The organism is Photobacterium kishitanii, assembly GCF_000613045.3.
GTDB lineage: Bacteria > Pseudomonadota > Gammaproteobacteria > Enterobacterales > Vibrionaceae > Photobacterium > Photobacterium kishitanii.
Window position 1 is genome coordinate 857,069 of record NZ_LN794353.1, and the last position, 14,045, is coordinate 871,113.

The following is a 14,045-nucleotide window of genomic DNA, read 5'->3' on the forward strand; positions in this document are numbered from 1 at the left end:
AGCATACAGCATCACTTATTGCTGTTGTAAGAACGTTATCGCTTGCGGCTTTTCAGCAAAGGTAAAATATTGAATATCAATATTACGGAAAAGAGCATCTTCAACTTTAACGACTTTTTCAATCCAGCCCGCGTCAGCAACAACAGCCACTTGCTTAATATGCTTCAAGCCAGCATGAACCAGATATTTTAATTCTTCAACAATTGCTGCTAACTCAATCCCAGAAAAACTTTCAATTTCTTCATAAATGACAATTCCACCGTGATCAACGGTTTTAGCTTCTGCATCCATCAAAACACGCTTCATATCATCTTCTGTCACTTTGCCCGATAATGTAAAAGCTACTGCGTTATCAATGCCAATATCAATCATGGTTAACATATAAAATTCCTTAGTCAAGATTACATCAAGAGACGTTATTACTCTTTATATTTTGGTTACTATGCGCTTTTATTAACATTGCTTCAGCCACTAAATACAGACCTTTAGTCAATATCACATTGCAACAATAGCTGTTATCACGCTTGTAAACGCCGACTTAACAAAGAGTATATTTTATTCACCACAACCTAATTCTAACAAAGTTGCATTACCGCCCACGGCAGTAATATTAATCGTACGTGTACGCTCAGTAATAAACCGCAAGCAATAATGCTGACTACCGATAACGGGGACCTGTTCTCCATCAAGCTCAGCAACCAATTGAGCTAACACCCCTTCTCTTTGTGCTAACTGGCGCGCCAGTTGTTGGGCACCATTAAGATCGCCACAATAAGCAACACCTGCAGTTTGAGGATGGGTAACTAATGCATCAACATCGGAAATATTCACTACCGTAATCACACCAGCAATACAGCCTAATTGTTCAAGCTGAATTTTGATCTTCTCTGCTTGCTTTTTATCTGCAATGCACAATAATACCGCATTACCACAGACCAATGCGGCAACTAATTGGCCCACAATAGCGACTTCAGTCATACCTTTTAACGCCGTAACAACAAACACACCTCGCCCACAGCAATAGAGCTCATTCGTTTCACCTGTGGGGCCAGGCATTAACTCAAGTTTAGCAACATATTGCAGAGCATTAGCACATTGAAAGTTCACCATCGCTGCAATATTCATCGGCAATTGCTGTGCCCAATGCAGCAAAATAGCGGCTCGTTCATCAAAACCAAGCTTATTCCAACTTATCATTGCAATATCGCTATTATCGATTAATACCTGCAAATTTTTCTCATGATGCAGCATAAACGACTCCTTGTTATTGATTAATAGGTTTTATACAGTCTTGAGTAAAGCGATATAAATAGTGTGGTCCACCCGCTTTAGGTCCCGTACCCGATAATCCTTGCCCCCCAAAAGGTTGTACCCCGACAGCAGCACCAACTTGATCACGATTGATATAGCAGTTCCCCACACGAGCATGTTGCTCTATAGCAAGATAAGTACGCTCATTACGACTATGAACCGCCATGGTTAATCCAAATCCAGTCTGGTTTATTTGGTCAATAATTTGATATAACTCACTCGCCTTAAACCGTACCACATGCAAAATCGGCCCAAAATGTTCTTGCTGCAATAGATTAATATTGTCAATTTCGATCACCGTTGGCGGCACAAAATCCCCCCACTGACACTCAGGCGCTAATGGGGTTTGAGTGATCAACTTAGCTTGCTTTGTTAACATTTCAATATGAGCAAGTAACTTATTGCGAGCTTGTGTATCAATCACCGGTCCAACGTCAGTGCTGTGAAGCTCAGGACGACCGACACTAAGCTCAGCCATTGCACCTTTAATTAACGCTATCACTCGATCTGCAATATCAACCTGGACGAACAATACTCGTAATGCTGAGCAACGTTGACCTGCCGATGCAAATGCTGACCGAATCACATCCCGTACCACTTGTTCTGGCAACGCGGTACTATCAACAATCATCGCATTTTGGCCCCCTGTTTCAGCAATAAAGGGAACAGGAGCGCACTCTCTTGCCGCTAGCATACGATTAATGGTTTGTGCAGTTGGTGTCGAACCGGTAAAGACCACGCCAGCAATACGTTGGTCAGAGAGTAAGTACTGACCAATATCCGCACCACCTCCCGGCAACAGTTGAATAACCCCAGCAGGGATACCAGTTTCAAGTAACAACTCAATCGCACGATAAGCAATTAATGATGTTTGTTTGGCCGGCTTGGTAACAACGGTATTGCCCGCCGCTAATGCCGCGGTAATTTGACCTATAAAAATGGCTAATGGAAAATTCCAGGGACTAATACAAACAAAAACCCCACGACCTTGATAATGCAGTTGCTGATCAATACCGTGGTAACTGGTGATCCGTTGTGGTGAACCAAAATTAACGGTTGCTTGCTGTGCGTAATAACGACAAAAATCCACTGCCTCACGAATTTCATCAATAGCATCTTGAATGGTTTTCCCGGCCTCTCGATGACATAGCGCCACTAATTCATGCTGATAACGATCTAAATTTTCAGCAAGCGACAATAAATAACGACAGCGGACAGAAGCTGGCGTTGTCGACCAATCAATAAACGCATCTTCAGCCTGTGATATTGCCGCCTCTATCTGAACTTGATTGGCAAAAGTTACCGTACCCACAACTTCACGTCGATCATAAGGAGCCGTAACTGTCATTATTTCCGCGGTATCATCACTCTTGGGTAGATTGTTAGGTAAAGGAACGGCATGCCATTGATGATCGGCAAATGCAGTCACTGCAGCATTAAACGGTTGCCATTGCGATTCAATGTCAATATTAATTGCTATCGAATTACGGCGTTGATCCCCAAAGATTTCAGAGGGTAAAGGGATATGACTATTATGTAATGTTTGACGCTTACTCAAGGTATCAACAGGATGTTCAATAAGCTCTTCAATTGGGCAGTCGGCATCAACTAAACGGTGCACAAAAGAACTATTAGCGCCGTTTTCTAATAACCGTCGTACCAAATAAGGCAATAGATCTTTGTGATTACCCACTGGCGCATAAATACGCACCGACACATTGTTCATCGCCATCACATGGTTATACAGTGCGTCCCCCATGCCATGTAAGCGTTGAAACTCAAAATTATTATGCTGTGACATTGCAATAATAGCACTAACGGTATGTGCATTATGAGTAGCGAACTGTGGATAAATAACCCCATTTAACGCGGGTGATAACAGCATACGAGCACACGCTAAATACGAGGTATCCGTTGCCTCTTTACGTGTAAATACCGGATAACCACTGTAGCCACCTTGCTGGCTAATTTTAAGCTCACTGTCCCAATATGCGCCTTTAACTAAGCGTAATGGAATCACATCACCTTGCTTTTTCGCTAATGCCGCTATCCAAGCGAGTACCGGTAATGCTCGTTTTGAGTAAGCCTGGACCACCAGCCCAAATCGCCCCCACCCTTGTAGTTGCGGGGAGTGATATAATTTTTCAAATAATTTTAACGACAGTTCTAAACGATCGGCTTCTTCGGCATCAATAGTAATGCCGACATTATGTTCTCGTGCACAATGTAATAATGACAATAAAGAGTCATACATTTCACTTAATACCCGTGCCTCATTAGCGACATCATAACGCGGGTGTAGTGCTGATAATTTTATCGAAATCGTAGCATCTGACGAAGTATTATTTGCACCTTTGGTGGTTAAATAGCGATCCTTTCCCACCGCCACAATGGCAGTAATATAATCTTGGTAATACTTGCAGGCATCATCAGTTGTCAATGCAGCCTCACCAAGCATATCAAATGAATAACTAAGGCCTTGATCGCGCTTTGATTTACCATTTATCATCGCCTCATCAATATTGCGTCCCAATACAAACTGATGGCCCATTATTTTCATAGCTTGGTGCATTGCTTGACGGATCACGGGCTCCGACATTTTATTAACGAGTCGATTAATAACATCAGACGCAGATCCATTACGCACTGTCTCTAACGCCACAACCTTGCCCGTTAGCATTAATCCCCATGTTGATGCATTAACAAATAATGAATCAGAATTTTTAAGATGAGATTTCCAATCTGCAACACTTAATTTATCGCGAATCAAAGCATCTGCTGTCGTTGTATCAGGAATACGCATCAGTGCCTCAGCCAAGCACATTAACAAAACACCTTCTTTAGTATCTAAGCTATATTCCAATAACAATGCATCTATCATTTGAATCGCATTTTTATCAGCACGAACACGTGCAATTAATTCTATGGCTTGCTGCTCACTATCAGTACGCTCTTGCAATGAAGGCTTTGCCAGTGGTATTAGCTGCGCCAACCACAGTGATTCATCAACTGCATAATTAGGGGAAATCAATGACCACAGCCGATCTAATGGCTGCTCAATAAAAGAAGACTGAAGAACATCAGCAGCATTGAACATAGCACATACCTCAATATAATCTGCACCATAAAAAACATTATCTACCAAGAAAATGTTACAACATTGTTGTTTACTGATAGATATTATGCTGAGGAGATATCACCGTCTTGCTATTTTCTCCAAATATTTGTAGTCAAACTCCGATAATTAACAAAATAAGATCCAGCCCTATATTTAGGAGTAACTTTTAACGTTTATGGGCAAGTAAACTACAACAAAAGATACCCCTAAAGCTGTCGCTGATAGCGCGCTGGAGGAATACCATATAGCCGTCGAAATGCCTGAGAAAAGCTACTTTGACCAGCAAAACCACAAGCTTGTACAATATGAGCGACAGTTAGCTTTCTCTCGCTCAGAAGTTGCTTAGCTAACTGAAGTCGTTTTTGTAATATATACCACTGCGGTGTATTACCGGTTTGAGTTTTAAACAAGGCATAAAATTGACTTTCGGCTAAGAAAACGATGGCAGCTAACTGTGCAACTGTAATTTTATGATTGATATTGTGCTGAATATAATTATCAACGACATCGATATTAAGGCGTTGCGACTGACGCTCTCGATAGGGGATTTGGAGATGACGTTGCAGTACACACAGTAAGGTCATTATGCATGCTTGCTGTAACAGTTCATCGGTTGGATTTGCTTTCATTTCAGTAATCAGTAGTTGAATCAATTGCTGTGACTGATTATCTAAATAAAAATATCCTGAGCGAGAAAATAACTGCGAAATACGTTGTTTAATTTCATTATTATCATTGAATACTAGCGGTAAGTTAATGACTAATAACTCATTATCGCCAATACCTACAAAAGCATATTCACAATTAGCCATGACTAAACAACCAAGACCTGGATAGATCAAATTAGTGACACCATCAATATCAAACTCTGATTGTCCCGACAAGCTAATAACAACTTGATGATAGCTAACAGTTTGTGACAAACTAACAACAGCTAATTGTTTATCCTCTTGCATCATCACCTTTCTTCCTCTATCCAACTCAGCATAACTACCTTACTTGAGCAAAAAAACAGTCAACCATAATTTATCAACCCTGAATAGTTACCCACTATTTTTGTGGATAACAGCAAATTATACTTAAATATCAGTATCCTAATATTTTCAACAATAAAAATTAATAATTAGAACTGTTTTTAAATTCCAGACATTCTATTTTGGCAATAAAAAAGCCGCACTATACCAGTGCGGCTAGGATGTTGCGCTCAATGTACTTACATGGCACATCAAGTTTGTTACGCTTCGTCACTCATTACGTTGAGCTTGGCGTGTCCGATAACTATGTATGGACCCATATTTTGACGAAGAAGCAAGAGTTTTACGGTATTGCTATCCAAATTGTTAACAACTAAGAGTGTCATCTTAGAAGCTTTTACGTATTTCACTTACTGTTACGCATTGCAACTTGATTGTTATTAATAACGGGTTGAATAGGTCTACTAATAACAACCGGAACCTGACTCCCTGAGTTAGATGGAAAACAGCTTGTTTCCTCCGTAAGCTCGATAATATATCTCAGTGCAGGTTAATTAAACTATGGTAGATAATTCATGAATAGGCAAATTTTAAGCTGTGATCAATGTCAAAAATAACAAATAAAACCAAGTAATCGACTAATTCCATTATTTTTCAACACGCTATTAAAAATAACCCATAAACTCAATATAACTGCTGAATTATATTAATACTAATGCCTATAAATATCGTTAGCTTTATTTTCATAATAAAACATTAACTAATAAGATTAATATTTTCCAATTATAAATTTATTTGTAGAAAATAATTCTTAAATAGGCATTATATATAACAGACATCAACATTTTTTAGTTTTAAGCCAATTAAAACTGTTATTGTTTAAGTTATTTTTATATCTTTGTCGCTCAATCGACACTACTACCCTCCAAAAATGAAATCTTTGTTTTACATACAAAATAGTTAAAAACGTGATCTGACAATGAGATTTAAAATTCCATAAAAAAACTAGGAAAAATTCTTAATCCGTTTATCAATTGTATCTGTATGGTCTCGGCTGCAGCGATTTGCCTAATTACAAGCAAATCTGATTTAAGTCCTAACGAGATTCAGCCGATGGAATTATCAATACTTCAACGAGTCCGCAAGCCTACGCTTGACTTGTCGCCAAAAGAACGTCGTAAACTATGGTTCTCTCCTTTTTTAAAGTCCTATTTAGTAGTTTTCGTTAGTTATATGGCCATGTATTTGGTACGTAAAAACTTTAACATTGCCCAGAATGATATGATTTCTGATTATGGCATGAGCCTAACGCAGCTTGGCACTATAGGTCTTGGTTTTTCAATTACTTATGGTGTTGGTAAAACCATTTTAAATTATTGGTCAGGCGGTAAGAATGCTAAAAACATTCTCCCTCTAGGGCTATTATTATCAGGTTTCTGTATTCTTGGTATGGGCCTAGTTATGGGACCAAGCTCTAGTCAATTTATTATGATGACCATCCTTTATGCGGCCTCTGGTTTCTTCCAATCGGGTGGTGGCTCAAACTCGGTAGTAACTATTACTAACTGGACGCCACGCAATCGTCGCGGTCTTGGGGTTGGTTTCTGGAACATCTCACATAATGCAGGTGGCGCATTAGCTGCGGCTGTTGCTATGTTTGGTGCTGATTACTTCTTTGGTGGTGATGTACAGGGTATGTTTATCTTCCCTGCTGTGATTGCGATTATTATTGCAATTATTGGCTTCTTTATGGGTAACGATAGCCCAGAAGCCTACGGCCTTGGTACGGTTGAAGAAATTTTTGAAGAGCCTGTTTCTGAAGAAGATAACGCCGTTAAAGAAAACAAATTAACAAAGATGGAAATCTTTAAGAAATATGTTCTTTTTAACAAAGTAATCTGGCTACTTTGTTTTGCTAACGTCTTTCTTTACATTGTACGTAGCGGTATTGACCAATGGTCAACTGTATATGCACACCAAATTTTAGGCTTCTCTAAAGACGTTGCAAACTCAGGCTTTACGATGTTTGAAATCGGTGCACTCGTCGGTACTTGTTTATGGGGTCTATTATCAGATTTATTTAATGGTCGCCGTGGTGCTGTATCTTGTATTGCATTGATTGGTATAGTCTTTACCTTAGGTTACTACCAACACGCTGATTCTATTTTTGCTTATAAAGCATCACTATTTGCATTAGGTTTCTTAGTGTTTGCTCCTCAACTCCTGATCGGTGTTGCTGCAATCGGTTTTGTACCAAAGCAAGGTTTAGCCGCAGCAGATGGTGTAAAAGGTACTTTTGCCTACTTAATTGGTGATTCGTTTGCAAAAATTGGTCTTGGCTACATTGCCGAAGGTAATCCTTTCTTTGGCCTTGACGGCTGGACAGGTACCTTTGCTGCAATTAAAGCAGCAGCTATCGCTTGTTGCGTATTAATGGCAATCGTAGCGCTATTTGAAGAAATTAAAATAAGAAAACTAGCACAACAACCAATAGCGCATTAATAAATATCCTTTATAAAAAAACCCTTATAATTAAATAAATTATGAGGGTTTTTTATTATCTGCTACATTTAAAAAAAAAGTATTTACCCTATTAATAATATAGTTAGTTATTAACTAAAATAAAAATAAGAACACTATCGATAATATACAAATAGAAAACAAACAATAACAGTAATTTAAATATCTATTTATAGTTATCATTAATATTTGACAACATAACACTACAAAAAGTCAGTTAATTGTCAGCATTTCAATACAGCCATTCCTAAAGAAATAAAACGGAGTATTATCGCCCGCCATAAGAATCCATATACATAATCATAAGATTGATACAATATAAGTATCAACTGGAATAATCATGACTGACACCAAAATATACAGCGATGACCGTAGTCAATGCGCTAAATTTCTTTATCGTGGCTCATTTGGCCCTAAAAAAGGCCAAATTGATCTCCTCCAAAAAAATGGCTTTGATGCTTGGTTTGAAGACCAATTTTCTGTATCTCCTACTTATCATCTACCAAAACTCAAAGCACTTTTTGCCAGTTCAAGTTATAGCCGCGTGCAAGATGACATGCGCCAAGGTGTATGGTGGCAATGTGTTATCACAGGTGAAGATCAGTTACGTCAACGTATGGCTTATGCATTGAGTCAATTATTTGTTGTATCTTCACATGGTGTCGGATCATTAAATGAAGGTTTGGCTAATTATTATGACTTATTGGTTAGCCATGCTTTTGGTAATTTCAAAACGTTATTTAAAGCAATTACTATTAGTTCGATGATGGGGCAATATTTGACATTATCTGGTAGTAAAAAGCATGATCCTCAAACCAATACTTTTCCTGATGAAAACTTTGCCCGTGAATGTATGCAATTATTCACTATAGGGTTATGGCAACTAAATAAGTATGGCCAGCCTATTCTTGATCATAATGGCAATAAGATACCCACTTATAATCAAGATGATGTCGAGGATATGTCGCGTTTACTCTGTGGTTGGAATATTAATTATACAAATTGGCGTCATGATTGGATCAACCCTATGCAAGCAGATAATAGTCAGCATGATATGGGTGCAAAGACAGTAATGGGAACCCATTTCCCAGCAGGTCAGAATGCAGACCAAGATCTTGATGCTGTGGTTGAGATGCTATTTAACCATAGTAATACACCTGTTTTTGTTGCTATTCACCTTATTAAGCGCTTCGTTACTAGTAATCCAGGTCTGCACCATATACGGCGGGTTGTTGAAGTTTTTGAAGATAACGGCGATGGCGTGCGTGGTGATTTAAAAGCAACAATTAAGGCTGTCCTTACCGATCCTGATGTTTTTGCTGGAATCGCTCACGGAGCAGGACAAGGTCTTAAAGGTGAACATCAACATTTCGGTTTACTAAAAGAGCCTTTAATTGTGGTTGCCAATCAATTACGTGCATTAGATATGCAATCTGTCGGTGAGCATTGGTGGGATACCCAATGGGCAGGAGTAACTTACGGCCAAGATGCACTTGGTGCCGAAACTGTATTTAACTTTTATAAGCCCAATGATGCTCCTCAGGGCGAAATTGCTAATTTAGGTCTTGCTGCCCCTGAATTTACAATTATAACTACCGATATCATGCGTCGAACACATAATAGAATGTGGTACAACATTTTAAAATTGAATCAAACAAACGAAAAAGATTGGTATTGGGATAATACCGATTTTAACGACCACTCAATGGGAACAACAGAATATGTCGCGCTAATTAATGAACGTTTCTTTGGAGGGTTAATGTCGAAAAGTTTACAAGATTATATGTATAAAGCCTTGTCGACTCATACGTCACCTAGCCAGCTTAAAATCCGTTTTATTAATACTATTTATATTGCAACAACTGCACCTGAATTTTTCTGTGAAGGGTAATTAAAAATGAAATTATCACGTCGACATTTTTTAAAAACCAGTGCTATTGTCAGTGCGACGACCCTATCTGCATCAACATTCGCCTCATCACTACTACCTACTGGCGATGCACAATCATCAGACAACACCAATAAAGCATTAGTGTGTGTGTTTCTGTTTGGTGGTAACGATGCTTACAATATGATCGTTCCAACTCCTGGTTGTGATGCCTACCAAGACTATAAAGCCGCTCGACCTAAAATGGGCTTGCCAGAGAATCAGTTAAGTCCTTTAAATTTAACGACTACTAATGGTGTACCACTCAGTCTTAATAGTAATATGGCTTCATTATTACCGCTATTTGAAGCAGGAAATGCAACAGCTATTATCAATTCAGGCCAACTAATTCAACCTACGACTCGAGATGACATCAGTAATAATAGTGTTAAATTGCCACAATTCCTTATGGCACATAATCAGCAACAAGATTTGTGGCAATTAGGCACTGAAAACCTTGGTAATGATTATGGTTGGGCAGGACGAATGATGGAGATGCTCGGCGCTAGCGGAAGTCTATCACCTCTAATTTCCGTCAACCAAGGCCAAAAATTACTTCGTTATAAAAAAGCCCAGCAAACGGTTGTCAACAGTGCGGGAAGCGGTATATATACCGGTTGGAAGGACGAAGAGCGTCTTGATGGTTATTTTGCCCATTTTACCCAACGTCAGTATAGCAATATTTATATGCGTAATTATGCGAGTACAATGTCGCGTAATGTATCTGAAAATGAAGCGCTAAAAACAATTCTAGCTAAGCAGCCAAATAATTATTCTTACCCTAAATCAGATTTAGCAGAACAACTAGATATGGTAAGTCGTTTAATTAAAGCCCGTGATGATATGCACCAACATCGGCAGGTATTTTTTGTTGGTCTAGAAGGTTTTGATACTCATAAGGACCAACAAAGACTTCACCCACAACTTCTTAAACAAGTAAGTGATGCCCTAAGTGCCTTTAATACTGATATGGTAGATTCAGGCCTAAATGATCAAGTAACTTGCGTAACAATGTCTGATTTTGGGCGTCGTTTACAAGCAAATGCGAGTGGTACTGACCATGGTTGGGCTGGACACCAAATTGTGACAGGTGGTGCGGTACGTGGTAATAATGTTTACGGTGAGTGGCCACAATTGACCAATAATAGCCAACATAATTATAATAGTGGTCGAATTATTCCAACCATTGCAGCAGATCAAGTCAATGCTTCATTATGCCGTTGGTTAGGTTTATCAGAAACACAGACATTATCAATATTCCCAAATTTAAATAATTTCAATTCACCTTATATTGAATTTATTTAATTATCGTTAAAAATGTCGAGCCTATTCTCTATCTATCAAGAGAATAGGCTCGACGCTTTATTTAATCTTCAACAGCCATTACATGTACTGGAATACCGCGAGCCGGATTAAGTTGTGCCGCTAAGTTTGCAGCCAAAGCTGGGGTTTCCATAACAGCAGTCACAATCTCAATATATACCCCTGTTGTTGCTGTTTGTGCCATTGCTAATGCTTTATCAAGTTCAGCGTTAGTTTCTACTTTAGCCACTAACCAATCACTAATACCAAACGCCTCAGGCAATAAAGTGTAATTCCACTGACATAAATCGTTATAAGCGATCATCGGGTCTTTACACAAAATGCGTTCAATCAAATAGCCATTATTATTAATAACAAAAATAATCGGTGTTTGATGATAACGATGAAATTGTCCAATTTCCTGCACAGTTAATTGATGAGAGCCTTCACCAGTTAATAACACCGTACGCTGCTGAGGATTCGCTAATGCGGCACCTAAAGCGGCAGGTGTCGCCCAACCAATACTGCCCCATAATGTTTGATTATGAAAACTCGCTTGCTTAGGTAAATGTGCCATGCCAAGCCCCATCGATACCGTACCAGTTTCAGCAATAATCTGATCACCCTCTTTAAAGAACTGCTCTAAGCGTGGGTATAAAGAAGCGGCATCAATAGCAGTATCAGCTGATACTTGAGTTGGGCTGTAACCCATATAACATGGATAATCAACATTCGTGCGTGGCTTTAATAAGACTGTAATAGCGTCTAATAGGGCGACTAAATCCACCGCATCATAATGACACTCATCGCATTCAATTCGATCACCATAGACATTAATAGTATTTTGCGGCCATTCAGCACTAAAGGCACCGGTATTAAAGTCAGTTAATAACGCCCCTAAATTAACCACGCAATCACTATTTTCAATTACCTCACGCACAGCACGATTGATAACCTTACCATCATATAAGCCAATAAAATTAGGATGTGTTTCATCAATAATTGCTTTATCAGCAAACATAGTCGCGAATGGCAGGTTAGCTGTTTCAATCAACGTTTGAGCTGAAACTAAGGCATTATAAACACGTAAATGTTCACCGACCATAACCACTGGATTGCGGGCTTCATTAATCTGCATTGCTATTTTTTGTGCGAGTGCATCAACATTTTTAGACTCATTAGGTGCTGCATAACAAAAATCAAATGGCTGTGGGTTATCTAATTTTAGATAGGCAATATCTTCTGGAACACCAATATAAACAGGAAGTTTAGTCATTAACGCCATTTGGATAATACGTTGTATTTCAACCTCGGCATTATCAGCACTCAATACTACATTGCCTATGGTTACTTCAGCAGCCATTTTCACAAAGGTATCAAATTTACCATCACCTAATGTATGGTGAATTAATTTATCCGTTGTCATTAAGCTTGAACTTGGCATACCTGCAATAAATATTATTGGTAAATGCGCCGCAAAAGAGCCAGCAACACCACATAATGCGCTTAACTCTCCTGGACCATAAGTCGTATTTAATGCTGCAACACCATGAATTCGTGCATAACCATCAGCGGCGTAAGATGCGTTTAATTCATTAGAACAACCAATCCATTCAATGTCGCTATCATTACAAATAGCATCATTGATTGGAAAGGCAAAATCACCAGGAACACCAAAAACATGATGTAGATTAATCGCTTTTAATGCTTCAATAAGATATTCAACAACGGTAAGTGAAGGTTTCATATTTATAGCCTTGATCATAATAATTATCTACTTAACAATAAGCAGTGTGTTCAAACATCCTAATCCTTTTAAATAAAAGAGTAAGCGCCAAGACTCAAAAACTGTTTTGCACTTTTCGAAACAATAATCTGTATTTTAATATTTTCGCACGACAGTACGGAAATATGAGCGACAACAATATCGTGAGTTAATGCTATGAAATCTATCGAATCTTTACGTTATTTTATTGCTACAGTTAAACAAGGTAGTTTTTCTGCAGCAGCAGAACAGCTTAATGTTGCTGTTTCATCTATTTCAAGACATGTACAACAATTAGAAAAAGAATTTAATTGCCCGCTGCTGATTAGACATACGCGACGCTTATCATTAACGGAAACAGGACAACACGTTTATCATCAGGGAATAGCTATTTGTGCGCAAATCGATCAATTAGTCGATGAGATAGCCTTACACCAGCAACGCGTTCAAGGGCATGTGAAAATTAGCGCGCCACTATGGTATGGTACGCATTATATCGCGCCACTTTTACCAGCATTACAACAACAATGGCCAGATCTCACTATCTATCTTAATTATAGTGATGAAGAATTAGACCCTTATGGCGCTGATTACGATATTTATGTTCGAATTGAAGATTATTCTGACAGTAGTTTTATTGCTCGCCCATTACAACATATAGAATATTGGACCTGTGCCAGTGCGAACTATTTAGCAACTGCTGCGCCACTACATCAACCAACAGATCTAGAACAGCATCAACTACTAGCGCAGCATTTTAGACACATTAGCACTCAATGGTATTTTGAACAAACTCAAACAGAAATAACAACCAAGCAAAAAATAGAACTCAACGCCGCTTGGTTATCAAGTAATAGCTCACTGGCGCTATTAGAGGCAGCACTACAAGATGGTGGAATTGTTTTACTCCCTCATCATATGGTCATCGCTGCAATTAACGAAAAAAAACTGGTGCGCGTATTAAATGAATTTACCGCATCGCCCTTTAATACAACCCATTCAATGGCGCTTGTTTACACTAAAAACAAAACCCAAGAATTAAAAACAAAAGTGGTTGTTGAGCATTTATTAGCCCAACTTGGTCAATAATTAATATAAAAATGCCCCCTATTAATAACTTAATTAGGA

Annotated in this window: 10 protein-coding genes; 5 read left to right on the top strand and 5 right to left on the bottom strand. The window is 38.7% G+C overall.

From position 1 onward, the window contains the following. Positions 1–15: 15 nt before the first annotated feature. The 4 genes from PPBDW_RS19205 to PPBDW_RS19220 all read right to left on the bottom strand — a co-directional run bounded on the left by PPBDW_RS19205 (position 16) and on the right by PPBDW_RS19220 (position 5,388). Positions 16–381, bottom strand: a complete 366-nt coding sequence (locus PPBDW_RS19205) for a SpoIIAA family protein (RefSeq protein ID WP_036791632.1) — start codon at positions 379–381, stop codon at positions 16–18. A gap of 174 nt (positions 382–555) precedes the next feature. Continuing rightward, positions 556–1,251 carry an aldehyde dehydrogenase family protein gene (locus PPBDW_RS19210; protein ID WP_036791634.1) on the bottom strand — a complete coding sequence of 232 codons (696 nt, stop codon included), beginning with the start codon at positions 1,249–1,251 and terminating at the stop codon, positions 556–558. 13 nt (positions 1,252–1,264) lie between these two features. Next, entirely contained in the window at positions 1,265–4,408 is a 3,144-nt protein-coding gene (gene putA, locus PPBDW_RS19215) for a bifunctional proline dehydrogenase/L-glutamate gamma-semialdehyde dehydrogenase PutA (RefSeq protein WP_036791637.1), read from the bottom strand. A 227-nt stretch (positions 4,409–4,635) separates the two neighbouring features. Next, positions 4,636–5,388 (bottom strand): helix-turn-helix domain-containing protein, encoded by a 753-nt coding sequence (locus PPBDW_RS19220; protein WP_036791640.1) that lies wholly within the window; start codon positions 5,386–5,388, stop codon positions 4,636–4,638. Positions 5,389–5,636: 248 nt separating this feature from the next. On the opposite strand from PPBDW_RS19220, the gene PPBDW_RS19225 reads away from it, so the two are divergent. The 4 genes from PPBDW_RS19225 to PPBDW_RS19240 all read left to right on the top strand — a co-directional run bounded on the left by PPBDW_RS19225 (position 5,637) and on the right by PPBDW_RS19240 (position 11,155). Then, the gene (locus PPBDW_RS19225; protein WP_155521666.1) at positions 5,637–5,780 is read left to right on the top strand and encodes a hypothetical protein; all 144 of its coding nucleotides are present in this window, start codon (positions 5,637–5,639) and stop codon (positions 5,778–5,780) included. A gap of 736 nt (positions 5,781–6,516) precedes the next feature. Then, positions 6,517–7,905, top strand: coding sequence for a hexose-6-phosphate:phosphate antiporter (gene uhpT / locus PPBDW_RS19230; RefSeq protein WP_036792957.1), 1,389 nt, complete (start codon positions 6,517–6,519; stop codon positions 7,903–7,905). Between the two features lie 358 nt (positions 7,906–8,263). Next, on the top strand, positions 8,264–9,814 hold the full coding sequence (locus PPBDW_RS19235; RefSeq protein WP_036791643.1) for a DUF1800 domain-containing protein: 1,551 nt from the start codon (positions 8,264–8,266) through the stop codon (positions 9,812–9,814). A 6-nt stretch (positions 9,815–9,820) separates the two neighbouring features. Further along, entirely contained in the window at positions 9,821–11,155 is a 1,335-nt protein-coding gene (locus tag PPBDW_RS19240; RefSeq protein ID WP_036791646.1) for a DUF1501 domain-containing protein, read from the top strand. Positions 11,156–11,216: 61 nt separating this feature from the next. Here PPBDW_RS19240 and PPBDW_RS19245 read toward each other — a convergent pair whose 3' ends face one another. Beyond that, the gene (locus tag PPBDW_RS19245) at positions 11,217–12,899 is read right to left on the bottom strand and encodes an alpha-keto acid decarboxylase family protein (RefSeq protein ID WP_036791649.1); all 1,683 of its coding nucleotides are present in this window, start codon (positions 12,897–12,899) and stop codon (positions 11,217–11,219) included. Between the two features lie 195 nt (positions 12,900–13,094). Between PPBDW_RS19245 and PPBDW_RS19250 the strand changes: the two genes are divergently transcribed. After that, positions 13,095–14,006 (top strand): LysR family transcriptional regulator, encoded by a 912-nt coding sequence (locus PPBDW_RS19250; protein WP_036791652.1) that lies wholly within the window; start codon positions 13,095–13,097, stop codon positions 14,004–14,006. Positions 14,007–14,045 lie beyond the last annotated feature (39 nt).